The organism is Pseudomonas sp. MDV22-iso1 (genome assembly GCF_058145095.1).
Map to the genome: position 1 here is coordinate 16,537 of NZ_JBYVMF010000030.1, position 16,387 is coordinate 32,923.

A 16,387-nucleotide genomic window follows, 5' to 3' on the forward strand; every position below is an offset into this window, starting at 1 on the left:
CAGCATGCGCACCGAACAACCGAAGATGATCTACCTGAAGGACTATCAGGCGCCCGAGTACCTGATCGACGAGACGCACCTGACCTTCGAGTTGTTCGAGGACCACAGCCTGGTCCATGCGCAACTGGTGATGCGCCGCAATCCCGAGCGTGGCCCAGGCTTGCCGCCGCTGGTGCTGGATGGCCAGCAGCTTGAATTGCTGTCGGTGAACCTCGGTGATGTAGAGCTGAGCGACACGGACTACCAGTTGACCGAGAATCACTTGACCCTGCACCCGACCAGCACCACGTTCACGGTCGACACCAGCGTCAGGATCCACCCGGAAACCAACACCGCGCTGGAAGGCCTGTACAAATCCAGCGGCATGTTCTGCACCCAGTGCGAGGCTGAAGGCTTCCGCAAGATCACCTATTACCTCGACCGCCCGGACGTGATGAGCAAGTTCACCACCACGGTGGTCGCCGAGCAGCACAGCTACCCGGTGTTGCTGTCCAACGGCAACCCGATTGCCCAAGGCCCCGGCGAAGAAGGCCGGCATTGGGCGACCTGGGAAGACCCGTTCATGAAGCCGGCGTACCTGTTTGCGCTGGTGGCCGGTGATCTTTGGTGCGTCGAAGACACCTTCACCACCATGACCGAGCGTTCCGTGGCGCTGCGTATCTATGTCGAGCCGGAAAACATCGACAAGTGCCAGCACGCCATGAACAGCCTGAAGAAGTCCATGCGCTGGGACGAAGAGGTGTACGGCCGCGAGTACGACCTGGACATCTTCATGATCGTCGCCGTGAACGACTTCAACATGGGCGCCATGGAGAACAAGGGCCTCAATATCTTCAACTCCAGCGCGGTGCTGGCCAAGGCCGAAACCGCGACCGACGCCGCTCACCAGCGCGTTGAAGCCATCGTCGCCCACGAATACTTCCACAACTGGTCGGGTAACCGCGTGACCTGCCGCGACTGGTTCCAGCTGTCGCTCAAGGAAGGTTTCACGGTGTTCCGTGATTCCGGTTTCTCCGCCGACATGAACTCGGCCACGGTCAAGCGCATCCAGGACGTGGCCTACCTGCGTACTCACCAGTTCGCCGAAGACGCTGGCCCCATGGCCCACGCCGTGCGCCCGGACAGCTTCATCGAGATCTCCAACTTCTACACCCTGACTGTGTATGAGAAGGGTTCGGAAGTGGTCGGCATGATCCACACCTTGCTCGGTGCCGAAGGCTTCCGCAAAGGCAGCGACCTGTACTTTGATCGCCATGACGGCCAGGCCGTGACGTGCGACGACTTCATCAAGGCCATGGAAGACGCCAATGGCGTCGACCTGACCCAATTCAAACGCTGGTACAGCCAGGCCGGTACGCCACGCCTGGCGGTGAGTGAGTCTTACGACGCCGCGGCGAAAACCTACAGCCTGACCTTCCGCCAAAGCTGCCCGGCGACCCCGGACAAGGTTGAGAAGCTGCCTTTTGTGATCCCGGTCGAGCTGGGGTTGCTGGACAGCAAGGGCGGCGAAATCGCCCTGCGCCTGCAAGGTGAAGCAAGCGCCCAGGGCACTTCGCGAGTGATTTCGGTGACCGAAGCCGAGCAGACGTTCACCTTCGTAGACGTCGCGGAACAGCCGTTGCCTTCGTTACTGCGTGGTTTCTCGGCGCCAGTGAAGCTGAGCTTCCCGTACAGCCGCGACCAATTGATGTTCCTCATGCAGCACGACACTGACGGTTTCAACCGTTGGGACGCCGGCCAGCAACTGTCGGTCCAGGTGCTGCAAGAGCTAATCACCGATCACCAGAAGGGTGAGAAGCTGGTGCTGGATCAACGACTGATCACGGCCCTGCATTCGGTGCTGACCGACGAAACGCTGGACCAGGCCATGGTCGCGGAAATGCTTTCGCTGCCGGGTGAAGCCTATCTGACAGAAATCAGCGAGGTTGCTGACGTTGACGCCATCCACATCGCCCGCGAGTTTGCTCGCGAGCAACTGGCGGACAACCTGTTCGAGCCGCTATGGCTGCGTTATCAGGCCAATCGCGACCTGTCGAAAAAGACGCCTTATGTGGCCGAGGCCGAGCACTTTGCTCGTCGCGCGCTGCAGAACATTGCGCTGTCGTACCTGATGCTCAGCGAAAAACCGGAAGTCCTGGCCGCGACTCTTGAACAGTTCGAGTTCAGCGACAACATGACCGAACGCCTGACGGCGCTGGCGGTGTTGGTCAATTCGCCGTTCGACGAAGAGAAAGCCAAGGCGCTGGCCAGTTTTGCCGAGCACTTCAAGGACAATCCGCTGGTCATGGATCAGTGGTTCAGCGTTCAAGCCGGCAGCACACTGCCAGGTGGCCTGGAGCGGGTGCGTCAGCTGATGCAGCATCCGGCGTTCAACATGAAGAACCCGAACAAGGTGCGGGCACTGGTAGGCGCGTTTGCCGGGCAGAACCTGATCAACTTCCATGCGGCGGATGGTTCGGGGTATCGCTTCCTGGCGGACCTGGTGATCGAGCTGAACGGGTTCAATCCTCAGATTGCTTCCCGTCAACTGGCGCCGCTGACTCGCTGGCGCAAATACGACGACGCTCGTCAGGCGTTGATGAAAGGTGAGCTGGAGCGGATTCGGGCTTCGGGTCAGCTGTCGAGCGACGTGTTCGAAGTGGTCAGCAAAAGCCTGGCCTGACGCTGGCTCATCCCTTAAACCTGTTCTGATCGTTCCCACGCTCTGCGTGGGAATGCAGCCCGGGACGCTCTGCCTCCCAAAGCGGACGCAGAGCGTCCAATGAGGCATTCCCACGCAGAGCGTGAGAATGATCTAGATGAATTTGTGGGAACGATCTTCTTCCACATCATCCCTCCGAATACCGCCTCATTCACCTCCAGCCCTTATCCCGCCAGTTAACAAAAGATAACGTGGCGTCGATTGTCAGACCTTTCCAAACCCCGATAGGATAAGCCAGCTTCCGAAGGGGCTCTAGATTGCGCATTTCAGGACTATGCTCCAGAAAGCCGATCAGGATGAACACCCTTACGGCGCCCTGAAAGGTTGAACGACCTAACAATAATAATGGGGGAAGGTCTATGAGTGAGCCTGTCATGGGTGTGGGTATCTGCCGCCCGCCGGCATTACGCAAATTCGCGTTGCTGGCTACAGCGCTCTCGCTGTTGGGCACTGCCATGTTGTCGGCTCCTGTGCTGGCCGCGGCCGCGCCGGCATCCGATGTTGTCTATTCCGTTGAATCCGCCAAGGCCAGCAAAAGCCTGATGCTCGATGTCGTGCACGCCGGCAAGCGGCTGGTGGCCGTCGGTGATCGTGGGCACATCCTTTATTCCGATGACCAGGGCGCTACCTGGACGCAGGCCAAGGTACCGACCCGGCAACTGCTGACCTCGGTGTTTTTCGTCGACGACAAACACGGTTGGGCCGTCGGTCATGACGCGCAGATCCTCGCCAGTGAGGACGGCGGCGTCACCTGGACCAAACAATACGAAGATCTGACACGCGAAGCGCCGCTGCTGGACGTCTGGTTCAAGGACGCCAACAGCGGCTTTGCCGTGGGTGCCTACGGCGCATTGCTGGAAACCACCGATGGCGGCAAGCACTGGGAAGACGCCAGCGACCGCCTCGATAACGAAGACCAGTTTCACCTCAACGGCATCGCGGCCGTCAAGGATGCCGGGCTGTTCATCGTCGGAGAGCAGGGCAGCATGTTCCGCTCTGCGGACTGGGGTCAGACCTGGGAAAAACTCGAAGGCCCGTACGAAGGTTCGCTGTTCGGCGTGATCGGTACGGCCCAAGCCAACACCCTGTTGGCTTACGGATTGCGCGGCAACCTGTTCCGCTCCACCGATTTCGGCACCACCTGGGAGCCGGTTGAACTCAAGGCCACCCGTGGCGCGCTGGAGTTTGGTCTGTCCGGAGCTACGTTGCTCGATGACGGTTCCATCGTGATCGTTGGTAATGGTGGCTCGGTGATCCGCAGCAACGACAACGGCGAAACCTTCAGCGTGTTCAACCGTGCGGATCGCATTTCCGTGTCGGCTGTCACTGCTGCAGGCAACGGAAATCTGATTCTGGCAGGACAGGGCGGCGTTCGCGCTACTTCGCCATCGGGCGCCGAGTTGGGCAAATGAGCCGGGCACATAATAAGAAGGCGGGTCTATGACATCCCTAAGCAGCCATCACCAAGACAAGGCGACATTTCTCGAACGCCTGATTTTCAACAACCGCCCGGCAGTGATCACGATCTGCCTGCTGGTCAGTGTTTTCCTGTTCTGGCAGGCGACGCTGATTCGTCCGTCCACCAGTTTCGAAAAAATGATCCCGCTGGAACATCCCTTCATTCAGAAGATGATGGAGCATCGCAACGACCTGGCGAACCTGGGCAACACGGTGCGGATCTCGGTTGAAGCCACCGACGGCGACATTTTCTCCAAGGAGTACATGGAGACCCTGCGTCAGATCAACGACGAAGTGTTCTATATCTCCGGCGTCGACCGCTCCGGTCTCAAGTCGCTGTGGAGTCCGAGCGTACGCTGGACCGAGGTGACGGAAGAAGGCTTCGCCGGTGGTGAAGTGATTCCGCAGAGCTATAACGGTTCGCAGGAAAGCCTCGATCTGCTGCGCAACAACGTGCTCAAGTCCGGGCAAGTCGGGCGGCTGGTGTCCAACGACTTCAAGTCGAGCATCGTCGATATTCCATTGCTGGAGTCCTACCCGGACCCGCAGGACCAGGGCAAATTGCTGGCCCTGGACTATCGCAAGTTCTCCCACGAGCTCGAAGACAAGATCCGCGACAAGTTCGAGAAACAGAACCCCAACATCAAGATCCACATCGTCGGTTTCGCCAAGAAAGTAGGCGATCTGATCGATGGTCTGGTCATGGTGGTGATGTTCTTCGGCATCGCCTTCGTGATCACCCTGATCCTGCTGTACTGGTTCACCAACTGCATGCGCAGCACCGTGGCGGTACTCAGTACCACGCTGGTGGCGGTGGTCTGGCAACTCGGCTTGATGCACTTTTTCGGCTTCGGGCTCGATCCCTATTCGATGCTGGTGCCGTTCCTGATTTTTGCCATCGGTATCTCCCACGGCGTACAGAAAATCAACGGTATCGCCTTGCAGTCCAGCGAGGCGGACAACGCTCTGACCGCCGCACGACGGACCTTCCGTCAACTGTTTCTGCCGGGGATGATTGCGATCCTCGCGGATGCGGTGGGCTTCATTACCCTGTTGATCATCGACATCGGCGTGATTCGTGAACTGGCCATCGGCGCGTCCATCGGCGTGGCGGTGATCGTGTTCACCAACCTGATCCTGTTGCCGGTGGCGATTTCCTATGTCGGCATCAGCAAGCGCGCCGTGGAGCGCAGCAAGAAGGACGCGGTGCGCGAGCATCCGTTCTGGCGTCTGCTGTCGAATTTCGCCAGCCCGAAAGTCGCCCCGGTGTCGATTGCCCTGGCACTGATCGCTTTCGGTGGCGGCCTCTGGTACAGCCAGAATCTGAAAATTGGCGACCTGGACCAGGGCGCTCCGGAGCTGCGTCCGGACTCGCGTTACAACAAGGACAACAACTTCATCATCAGCAATTACTCCACCAGCTCTGACGTATTGGTGGTGATGGTCAAAACCAAGGCCGAAGGCTGCTCGCGCTACGAAGCCATGGCGCCGATCGACGAGCTGATGTGGAAGATGCAGAACACCGAGGGCGTGCAGTCGGCGATCTCGCTGGTGACCGTGTCCAAGCAGATGATCAAGGGCATGAACGAGGGCAACCTGAAATGGGAAACCCTGTCACGTAACCCGGATGTGTTGAACAACTCCATCGCCCGGGCAGATGGGCTGTACAACAACAGCTGTTCCCTGGCCCCGGTGCTGGTGTTCCTCAACGACCACAAGGCCGCGACCCTGGACCGAGCGGTTCACGCGGTGCAGGACTTCGCCAAGGAGAACAACAAGGACGGCCTGGAATTCATCCTCGCGGCGGGTAACGCCGGGATCGAGGCGGCGACCAACGAAGTGATCAAGGAATCCGAGCTGACCATCCTGATCCTGGTGTACATCTGCGTTGCGACCATGTGCATGATCACCTTCCGTTCCTGGGCGGCGACCTTGTGCATCGTGTTGCCACTGGTGCTGACGTCGGTACTCGGTAACGCGCTGATGGCGTTCATGGGCATCGGCGTGAAAGTGGCGACCTTGCCGGTCGTGGCACTGGGCGTGGGGATTGGCGTGGACTACGGCATCTACATCTACAGCCACCTGGAAAGCTTCCTGCGTGCCGGTCTGCCGCTGCAAGAGGCGTACTACCAGACGCTGAAATCCACCGGTAAAGCCGTACTGTTCACCGGCCTGTGCCTGGCCATCGGCGTGTGCACCTGGATCTTCTCGGCGATCAAGTTCCAGGCCGACATGGGCCTGATGCTGACCTTCATGCTGCTGTGGAATATGTTCGGCGCGCTGTGGCTGTTGCCAGCGCTGGCACGGTTCCTGATCAAGCCGGAGAAACTGGCGGGGCAGAAAGGCAATTCGTTGTTTGCTCACTGATAGCTGACCGCAGCAAAAAAATAGCCCGGGCATTGTGCCCGGGCTTTTTTTTCACTTCACTTCTGGTTTTCCATCTCGAGGAACAGCTTTTTAGCCAAAGGCAGTGCAATGATTTCTTTGTTCAGATTGATGACGGCTCGGGCGTCCTTTTGCGCCTGTTCAAACAGTTGTCGACGGGTGACTAAACGCTCTGCATGCGTCTTCAAGTGGGCGAACTGCGGTTGCAGTTTCGGCGTATCAACCGTTGGGTAATGGAAATGCGCGTACCACAGGGCATTGTTGTCATCCGGTTTACCTTGTCCGATCCTGCGTTTGTCGTGCACGGCGTACTCGGTCAGAAAGTCACCCGCCTGCAATGGGAAGTGAGTTTTGACGAGGGTGATTTTGACGAAATCATTCGCCAACAGATACTCGATGTTGGAGGCTCTTGGGCGTTGTAACAGGTACCCTTCGCGGCAGAATTCGCGAGCCTGTGTCTTCATCGCCTGCGCCTCGGCCAGATAAGTACCCGCTAATTTGACTGCGTTAGCATCGGCGGCGTGCCCGCGTTGTATTTCGTTGGCCAGGGACTCGAGCTGTTCGGCAGGCCTGGTCAGCATGTGATCCCACTCCCACGGGCGGAGGTCTTCAATGCGGCGAGGATTCTTTAGCTGCCTCTGTTCAAAGCGGATGTTGCCCTCGATGCGTGCCCGCTCGTTCACTATCTTTTCCGCGTCTGCCTTTATCCTTTTCAGTGAACGAACAGAAGGGCCCGCAGGTACGTCCGGAACTCCGGCCTGTGGCGTCGCAGAACCTGTCTCGTTGACCTCTTCCCAAAGACCTGTAGTGCCTTGCTCCTGATAGGAAGCAACGGTCTGCCCGGTACTTGAGTCTATGACGTCGACAACCCTGCCTTGAGTTCCTCTGTCAGAAGGACGCAGGTCGCCCACCAGGCTGCCCTTGCTGGTATTGATGACTCTTTTGTTTGGCGTTTTCGCCTTCACCGGTTTTTCGGGGGATGGCTCAGGCAAGAAGCCTTCTTCGACAAGGATCAGGTCGGCCAGTTGCGATTCAAGGCTGGAACGGGCATCACTGAATTGCTTCAGAAAGGGTTCCCGGTATTCGTCCCGAATGTAACCTGACCGCATGTCGGACAACGAATTGAACGCGTTCTCAACACGCTTGTAGTGCTCTAATACATCCTGGAGGACCGTCGTTTTCTCAAGTGTCGAATAGCCTGAGCGGGAACGCATTTCCGAATGCGCAAGAACGCTTTGTAATATCCGAGAATCCATTAGCTTTAGCGCCAGGAAAAACTGCACGGGTTCTCCAGGCTGGAAACTCCGGTCAATTGACAGCTCAAGAAGCGTCAGCAGCTTGGATTGCTCCAAGGGGTCAGCGAAGACGTACTGGTCGAGTGGCGTCACTGTCAGCAAGTACTGACGCAGAGCGGGATCCGCCTGATCCAATTGCGCCTCTATCCGCATGGCGATTGGAATCTGTTTTTCTTCTATCGCAAGCAGTTGTTTTTGAATGTTAAGAAATGTGTTGTAGGCAGTAGTAATGCCCTTACTCAACTCATCGTTGATACGGACGCTTAGTTCATCGATGTGCTCACCGCTTTCCAGTTCCAAAAGGTCCATGCGAGCTTTGACCAGATAGTCAAAAGCGATGTTCCAGTTATTGAACTCCATCAACGCCGACTGGTTGCGCAGGGTCAGGTGATTCCCATTCGTCAGGTCTGCTGCCATTTGCTCGGTACGTTTCTCGACAATTTTGAGAATCAAAGGAGCAATCGCCGCGACGGCGTCCAGGTATTTTTCGAGCTCGATGTCCATGCCAGCCTTCGCGACGGCCGTGATGTTTCGTTGCTCTTCATGCTTTTTGAGGTACTCGGCTTTCTTTTCAGGACCTGCGTCAGCGAGCGTCAGATTCCAGAGCACTCTCAAGCGTTTCTTTTGTTTATCCAACGTTACGCGGGATGTTTGCAATGCCTCCCTGGCTTCTCGCAAAGGTGGTATCAGCGGCGAGATCTCAATTCTGAGCGCGTCGGTTTGGGCGCTTAACTGATCCAGATGATCCTGGTTTTCGGCTCTCCATCGTTGAACTCTTTCCCTGGGCATTCCCCCTTCCAGCCTGACGCCGCGTCGCAAGCGCCAATGACCCAAGCCATCGCTGGCAAGCTGAAAGCCGGGGTGATGGGAGTGCTTGGGATCGACCAGATAAACATCACCGAAGCCGGGTTCGATGCTGACCTGAAAGAGCAAACCGCCGACGCTGGCATGCCAGAGATTTTCTATTCGGTACAAGCCTTTCAAGCGACCGCTGGCCTCCGGAGTCGGCAGAGGGGAGGGCCACGGCACGTGGACCGAAAGCAACGCGTCCAGCAATTTTGCGCTGGCCCCGGCACTGGCAAGCGAACGGCTGAAATCCAACGCCGTACGTCCTGTCGCCGGCGGTTCACCAGACAACGCGAGCGGATTCTGCCGCACCAGCGGCGGGGTCTCAGGGTGGGCCGCTGAAGAACGCAGCCACGAGGCAAGGTGCAGGTTGCTGTCATGCGCGGCGGGCTCCGGCAACGGTTGCCGCTTGGGGTTGGATGCCGCGTGCAGCAGCACCATCGCGGTGTTAAGCAACAGGTCGATCAACGCCAGCTCTCTGGTGGTCGGGTCGTCGCTGTCGAGTCCTGCCAGATCCTGTTCCAGGCTGCTGGCTAACACCAGGAACCAGCCCGCCAACATGGCCGGCCCCTGGACCAACGGCAGTACCAGAGTATTGAACAGCAGCCACGCACCTTCCATCACGATGGCCCAGCGGCTTTCGCGGTTGGACACCGAATCCCGATCGGCCAGTTCGACCAGCGCCCCCGCGGTGCTGTGGAACAGATGGTTGAGCAACTGTCCGTCGGCTTGCGCCTGCAACCATCTGTCGGCCCCGTCGTCGACGGCCAGGGTCGCGGGTGACGGCTTACTGTAAGGATCGAACTCGCCCCCCAGCGTGAAGCGAATGATGTGCGGTTCTTTGATTCCGCCGTGGTCAAAAATGGGCCGAGCCTTGTCCGTCAGCCACATCAATACACTGGTCTGCAGTTCACCGGGTGCGGCGATGGCGTCCAGCAGGGCCTGGCGTGTCGGGTATTCGAACAGGCAGTCGGCGTACAGCGGCCGGTACAGCAGGTGCGGACCGACGTTGGTGTCGCGGGGTTCGATAATAAAGATGTTGTTTACAGTATCGGGTATGGCTCCGGCGGCTCTGCAAAGAGCCAATGGCCGCAGAACGATCTCCTGTCCGTCGATGCTTCTATCCCGGACTGTTTCACCCAACACGGCCTTTACACAGCGGTAGCCTTGGACAGTAACCCCGTGTTGTTTACGCATGGCAAATTCCAGCGCCTGCGTGGGCAAACTGACCTTGAGTTCACGGGTAAACAGCGTCTCTCGTCGACGGGCGTCTAGGGTATCGGACAGCAACAGATCCTTGATTTTCTGTGGGTAGGTCGCGCCGATGTCGACGCGTTGAATCAGCCCTTTGCTCCCCAGCACGTAATCCGCATCAAGCCAGTTCGGCAGTGCTTTGCCGCTTTTCGAGGACAGCTTGAGAGTGCCTTTCGGTTTGCCAGCAAGATTCTTGAGGGCCAGTTCCGTTAACGACATCTTCACATGCCCGATAAAACCCGCGCCGCCCGGGTACCCGGCGGCCACAGAGAAATCCAGCACCACATCGTCCGGGTCCTGATCGCCATGATCTGTGCGCATCTGTCTGCGCAAGGCGTCGCGACTGAAGGTATGGATGCTTGCAATCCCTTCGTTGAATGAGCGGCCCTGGTTCTGCTTTAGCACTTGGGCCATGTCCTGCAAATGACGGTGATAGGCAAACCGGTCTGCAACGCTGGTTTGCGTCACCCACTCGGGCAGATGAGTGCGGACCTGTTCGAGCTGGGCAGGTGTGGCTTCAGGCACTTTGGAGAACAGCAGCGCCGGGGCCGTGAGTGTGTCCAGGCGCCGCTCAAGGGCTCGTTCGCTCTGGCACTGAAACTTCATTGTTCCGAGGTCTTCCAGTTGCTGGTTAAGAATGAGGCCGGCCTGCTGTTCAAACACATTGCCGTCAGGTTCATTGCGCCGCCAACTGATGCTGTCGAACTCGAACCGACGCTGCATTCGCAGACCCCAGGCTTTGCCGAAAGCATCGATGGAGTCAAACAGCTCGATGGTTCCGGCCACGCCATACAGCAACACCTGTTTGCCCCGTATGAGCAGCAGGTCCGGTGTTAGCAGGCGCTCTTCTTTTCCAGCGCTCTTGAGGGTTGTTTCGATGAAAGAGGCGCCAGTGACGGGGGTTGAGCGTGACAAACGCGCAAGCCGTTCCGGCCACGCGGCGACGAGAGACAGCATGTCACGCTGCGTGGGATCCAGGTCCGACCGCGACGCGGCAGCGGCCATCATCTGACCCTTGAGAAACTCACCGAACCATTGCCAGCGGTTGCTGCCCTGTGTATCGGACTCGCTCCAGTGGTCAGCCAGCGCCTGCTGGAAATAGATGTAAAGGGTCGAGGGTAGCGCGGCGATGATGTTGGCGATGACCTGCATGTCCAGTATGTAAGGCGGGGCTGGGGACTTCAGGCGGGTGGGGATGTTTTGAGTGAGGTAAAACGGCAATTCGCGCCGAGGGCTCAGATCCAGGAGTTGCGGATTAAGCACATGCTCCGTTGCGACATTACTCAACAGTTTGAATTCCCATCCTCCATCGGGGTGTGGGCTGGCGAGTTTGACGTCGCGCAGGTCGATTTCGAGAGTGGGATAGTGCTCCATGATTCGATCGCGCAGCGCATTGAAAACCACTGAAAAAAACGAAGGGCGATGGGCGAAGCGTTTATGAATGGCCACGGCGGCCAATTGACTCGGGAGGGTCGACTTTGCGTCGGTGTTTGAAGCGGGCATGACAACGTCCTTTTTCCTGTGTGAACCCGGTGCCGTCGTGGCTGCGGGGAAAACGGACCGCTGAGCGGTCCGTCACAGGAAATCGCATTTCGTCATCATGAGTGCGGTATCGGGATACTACCTCTATGACTCACGACGCTCTGCGTCGCATATGAATCCGGCGCTACCGAAAAACTATCGGATCAGCTGGATCTGCTCTGGTTGTGAGAGGGCGACGGAGGTGAGTCCGCCTCCTGATCGATGTCTCGAATCAGCGCGGTTCCAAAGGCAGGAATTCGCGGCTCGCGAGCTCTTCGCTGAGGATCCCATGATAAACATCGATTTTTTGCTGCGGATCCTTGGCCTTCAACATGGCCGATTCATAGGTTTCAAATTGCTGGTCTTTGGTTTTCAGATGGGCGCGGGTGTAATTGGCTTTCCCGTCTACTGCGTTTGCATAGTGAAAGTGGGCGTACCACAAGGGTTGATTTTGGCCGTCGAGCAGAACGTACTCCTGCATGAAGTCTTTTCGACCGGTTTTCAACTGGACCCGACGGCTAAAGACCCGGACGTAAATCGCGTTGTTACGCAGCAGATACGCCACCCCATCGCTAGTCGGTGGCCTGGCCAACGTTATCTGCGTGCGAAGTTCAGTCGCTTTGCTCTCGAGAGTGTTTGCCTTGGCCCGCAGTCCGCTAATCAGGCCCACATCCTGCCCTGGATTGACCGGAGCATTTTCGTGGCTCTCGAGTTTGTCCGCATAACCGGTCAGCTTCTGCGCCTCGCGTTGCAACTGTTCTTCAATTTCCCTGGGAGAACTCGCTCGCCGTGCATAACCCTCGATTTTCTGCACCTGATTGTCAACGTTGGCCAAGGCTTTGCGGGCATCGCCTTTGAGTTGCGGGTAGGGGGTCGCGAGTGCACGAGGTGCCGGTTGCACTGGTTCGATTGCTACCCAAACGTTTGGCTCTTGTTCGTGGAAAGAAGCCAGGGTGCTGCCTTCCAAGGGGCTCTTGATGTCGACAATGTCTGCCACCTGATTGGTCACCCGTGGACGCAGGTCGCCAATCAATGTGCCGTTGGTGTCGGTTTTGATGACCCTCTTTCGGCTCGCTCTCGGCGCGGGAGGTTTGACAGGGGGATGGTTGGGGCCGGACGAAGGGCCAGGCGATTCCAACGCTGGCAGGCTTTGCAATTCGTCCGCCAGACGACGCTCGGCATCGAGCCGTAATTCGCCAATGATCTCGCGTAGACGATTGAACGCGGTGGCGTCCAATTCATCATTGCTGAAAATGCCAATACTTTCCAACGCGTCCTGCGCCTTACTGTAGCGGCCGACAAGATTATCAAGCACCGCGATACGATCGGCACTTTCATAGACTGTCGAGCCTTGCAGTTCAGAATGCGAACGAGACAATAACACCACTGGAACCATAGCCTCGTCCAGCTCCAGGACGGTTCGAACCCCCCAGCGCTTGATACTGAGCGGGCGCAATATCTCCAGATGAAAAGCTTTGAGGCGCAGTGCTGTAAATTCGTTGCCGGATCGATTGCTCGTCAATCGCTGCCAGGCATCTCGCCCCTGGCGGGAAATTTCTTTTAGCTCCAGCAGTCGAGTGTCCACCTCTTCGTAAAGCTTGATCATGGTGTCGTTGATGTCGGCAGTTTTGCGGAGGAATTCGAGGTAGCGATCCCTCGCGGCAACACCGCCGTCAAACAGTGCAGCATCCATCCGCTCGAGGCCATTGTTGAATTCAGGGTAGTTGCTGACATTGGCTTGACGGTCCATATCAGCGGTAACAATCCGTTTGCGGACGTTGTTTATAGTGTTCTCCAGCAGGGCCGCCATTCGGGGCTGTGGAAGCTCCGCTTTTTTCAGTGCAGCAATTTCCTTCAGTGCGGCGATCTGCGTCACATAAGTGTCGGTCTGCTTGTCCAGCTTACTGTTGAAAATCTGCCTGAACCTCGCTCGCACCTGTTCGGTAGCGGTAGGGAGGTCTCTTTGCTGGTTCATCAGTTGTTCAGCAATATCCACGCCTCGCTGCACCTCCACCTGCTGACCGAGAAACGCCTCGTAATTGCGATCGAGAAGGTTGATGCGATCTACCGCCTCTCGACGTTGGGCCTTGATTCTTGACTCTCGGCCGCCACCGATGAGTTTCAAACCGTGGTCCAGACTCCATTGACCCTTTCCATTGCTTTTCAACTTGATGCCCGGATGGTCCGAATGGATCAGAAACACCTCGCCGAAACCGGACACGATGCGCACGCGCAATAGCAGACCGGCAAGCGTTGCGTGCCATTTGTTATCTATCAGGTACAACCCTTTGAACGCACCGGCCGCTACGGGCTCGGGCAGAGGTTCTGGCCATGGGACCTGAATCTCCAGCAAGGTGTTGAACAGTCTGGCTGAGGCCGAATCCCGAGCCATCGACAGGTTGAAATCCAAGAGCGTATTGCCACTGCCAGGAGGCTGCGAGGGTAAGCCGGGTGCTTTCTGGTGGATGACTGGATCAAGTGGCGTCGGGTACGAACGTAAAGGTTGGCGCAACGGCTCCAGTGCGATCGGGGCGAGCTTTTCTACCCTGTCGGGTAGCGTTGCCATGTCGGGTTCTTCCGCCCCATGCAGCAGCACCAGGCCGATGTTCAATAACAGATCGGTCCACGCCAGATTTCGGGTGACAGCGTCTTCGCTGTCCAGTGCTGGAATATCGTTGATCAGACTGTGGGTGATTTGTAACATCCAGCCTACGGCCATGGCAGGGCCGCGTAACGGCAGAATCAGGAGGTTGAAGACCAGCCAACCGCCTTCAAGAATGATCGCCCAACGACTCTGCGCATCGGACACGGATTGCCGGTCTGCGAGCTCGACCAGTGCTCGAACGTTGCTGATGAACAGACTGGCCAGTAATCGATCCTCTTCGACAGCCTTCAACCAATCCGCTGCCGCCGCATCGCCCACCAGGATTGCCGGCGCAGGTTTTTCGAAAGGGGTGAAGTCGTCGCCGACGTGATAATGGACGATGTGCGGTTCGTTGAATCCATTGTTGGCATAGATCGGCGTTGCACGATCGCTGAGCCACGTCAGCACGCTGCTTTGCAACGGTCCGGCAAGGGCGATCGCTTCCAGCAGGTCATTGCGGGTAGCGTATTGCTGCAGGGCGGGTGTGTAGAGTGGTCGATAAAGAACATGGGGACCGTCGGCGTTCAGGTCTTTGGCTTCGATGATAAACATGTTGGCGACCACATCGCAGTCCGCGGCTGCTTTGCGTTGAAACGCCAAGGGCCTGATGACAATCACCTGCTCTTCGACTACGCGTTCGGCGGCCGTTTTTTTCATCAGCGCATTGACGTATTGATAGCCCAGTCGGTTGAAACCATGCTCGCCCCGGATCGAGTGTTCGAGCGCCTGCAGTGGTAACTGAATGGCCAGTTCCAGCGAGAACAGCTTTTCACGTTCGCGCGCTTCAGCGCTATCACCCAGCAGCAGACTATCGATCAGTTCGGGGTAGTGCTTACCGACATCGACGCGTTTCACCAGATCCAGCAGGTACGTGTCGGTGGTCCAGTCCTGGATCAGTTGATTGCCCGTGTGACGTATGGTCATCCGGCCTTTGGGTTTGCCTGCCAGGTTCTTGATTGCCAGCTCGGTCAGGGACATCTGCACTGGTTCGATGTAGCCGCTGCCCATGTTACCGACAGGCACGTGGAAGGTCAGTTCCAGTTCGTCGGCGTTGTAACCGGGGGCCTGTGGTTGATCTTCCAGCATTTGCTTGTGCAGCGTTTTCTTCGCGAAGGTGTGAAGGTCATCAATGCCATCGCGATATGAGCGCCCGTGGGTTTGCTGTTTGGTGCTGGCGAGCGCCAGGATATGTTGCCGGTAAGCCATGCGATCTGTGGCGCTGGCCGCTTGCAACCAGTCCGGGAGGGTCGCTTGTATCGGTTGAAGGTTGCGGGGATCACTCAGCGTGTCAATGAACAGACGGGCGACATCGGTGATGGCGTCGATGCGCTGTTGCAGTGCGTCCAGGCTTTGATTCGCGGGCAACTTGAGTGCCGCCAGGTTTTCCAGCTGCTGATTCAGCAGTAAGGCGGCCTGGGTGTCGAAGATGTTGCCCGCCGGCTCGAACCGCTTCCAGGTGATGGTGTCGGCAGTAAAGTCCTGCTGGAAACGCTCCGCCCAGGCCCGACCAAATTCCTCCAGTGACGAGTACGCCTCGACACCGCCGGTCAAGCTGCACAACAGGTGGGTTTCAGCGCAACTGAGCAGCAGGTCGGGCGTCTGCAGGCTGGCCGAGACAGTGCCTTTGCTCAGAGTGGTCTGAAGCGTACAGGCTTGAATAACGCCTCCGGACCACGGCTTTTGCAAACGGACCTGACGATCAGGGTGATTGGCCAGTTCCGCCAAGACCCCGGCCTGTGAGGCGTCAAGACCTGTGTGGCGGACCGCTGCCGTTTTCAGCAGGCCAGCGAGGAGATCGCCAAGCCATTCCCAGCGGCTGCCCCCCGCGCCGGTATCGTCATTCCAGTAAGCCGTCAGGGCTTCCTGTAAACCAATGTACAGAATGTCCGGGAGCTCGAGGATAACCGCTTCAATGACCCGCATGTCAGGCAAACGCGAGGTGGTTTTGCTGACCCCCATTTGCTTGGGCACTTTATTGGTCAGGAAGCAGTTGCGACCGTATTGATCTCCAAGATCGAGTTTCACGCCGCTGGCGAGGTACTCCAGCACCTCGTCAAGTAATAAAGACAGACGCCACGCGCCGTTCGGAATGGGCTGGGCAAGCTTGGTTTGATAAGGGTCGAAGTCGAGCTCGGGGTACTTTTCCAGCAAACCTTCCTTGAGCAGGCGAGCGGTTTGCGAGCGTAATGTCGGTCGGTTGTCGAATCGGGCGCTGACGGCACGCGCGATGATGCTGGTTGAGTCCAGTGAGGTCGGTGTCGGTAATGTTGGCATGGTGCAATC

At 57.7% G+C, this 16,387-nt stretch carries 5 protein-coding genes; 3 read left to right on the forward strand and 2 right to left on the reverse strand.

All coding sequences use genetic code 11. From position 1 onward, the window contains the following. Positions 1–4: 4 nt before the first annotated feature. From pepN to AC3ZVB_RS25290, 3 genes are all read left to right on the forward strand, one after another. On the forward strand, positions 5–2,662 hold the full coding sequence (pepN, locus tag AC3ZVB_RS25280) for an aminopeptidase N (protein WP_490148040.1): 2,658 nt from the start codon (positions 5–7) through the stop codon (positions 2,660–2,662). A gap of 398 nt (positions 2,663–3,060) precedes the next feature. Then, the gene (locus AC3ZVB_RS25285; protein ID WP_194693254.1) at positions 3,061–4,113 is read left to right on the forward strand and encodes a WD40/YVTN/BNR-like repeat-containing protein; all 1,053 of its coding nucleotides are present in this window, start codon (positions 3,061–3,063) and stop codon (positions 4,111–4,113) included. Positions 4,114–4,141: 28 nt separating this feature from the next. Then, positions 4,142–6,526: an efflux RND transporter permease subunit gene (locus AC3ZVB_RS25290; RefSeq protein ID WP_490148041.1), complete on the forward strand. Its 2,385-nt coding sequence runs from the start codon at positions 4,142–4,144 to the stop codon at positions 6,524–6,526. A gap of 56 nt (positions 6,527–6,582) precedes the next feature. Here AC3ZVB_RS25290 and AC3ZVB_RS25295 read toward each other — a convergent pair whose 3' ends face one another. After that, positions 6,583–11,442 carry a dermonecrotic toxin domain-containing protein gene (locus AC3ZVB_RS25295; RefSeq protein ID WP_490148042.1) on the reverse strand — a complete coding sequence of 1,620 codons (4,860 nt, stop codon included), beginning with the start codon at positions 11,440–11,442 and terminating at the stop codon, positions 6,583–6,585. Between the two features lie 250 nt (positions 11,443–11,692). Beyond that, positions 11,693–16,378, reverse strand: a complete 4,686-nt coding sequence (locus AC3ZVB_RS25300) for a dermonecrotic toxin domain-containing protein (RefSeq protein ID WP_490148043.1) — start codon at positions 16,376–16,378, stop codon at positions 11,693–11,695. Positions 16,379–16,387 lie beyond the last annotated feature (9 nt).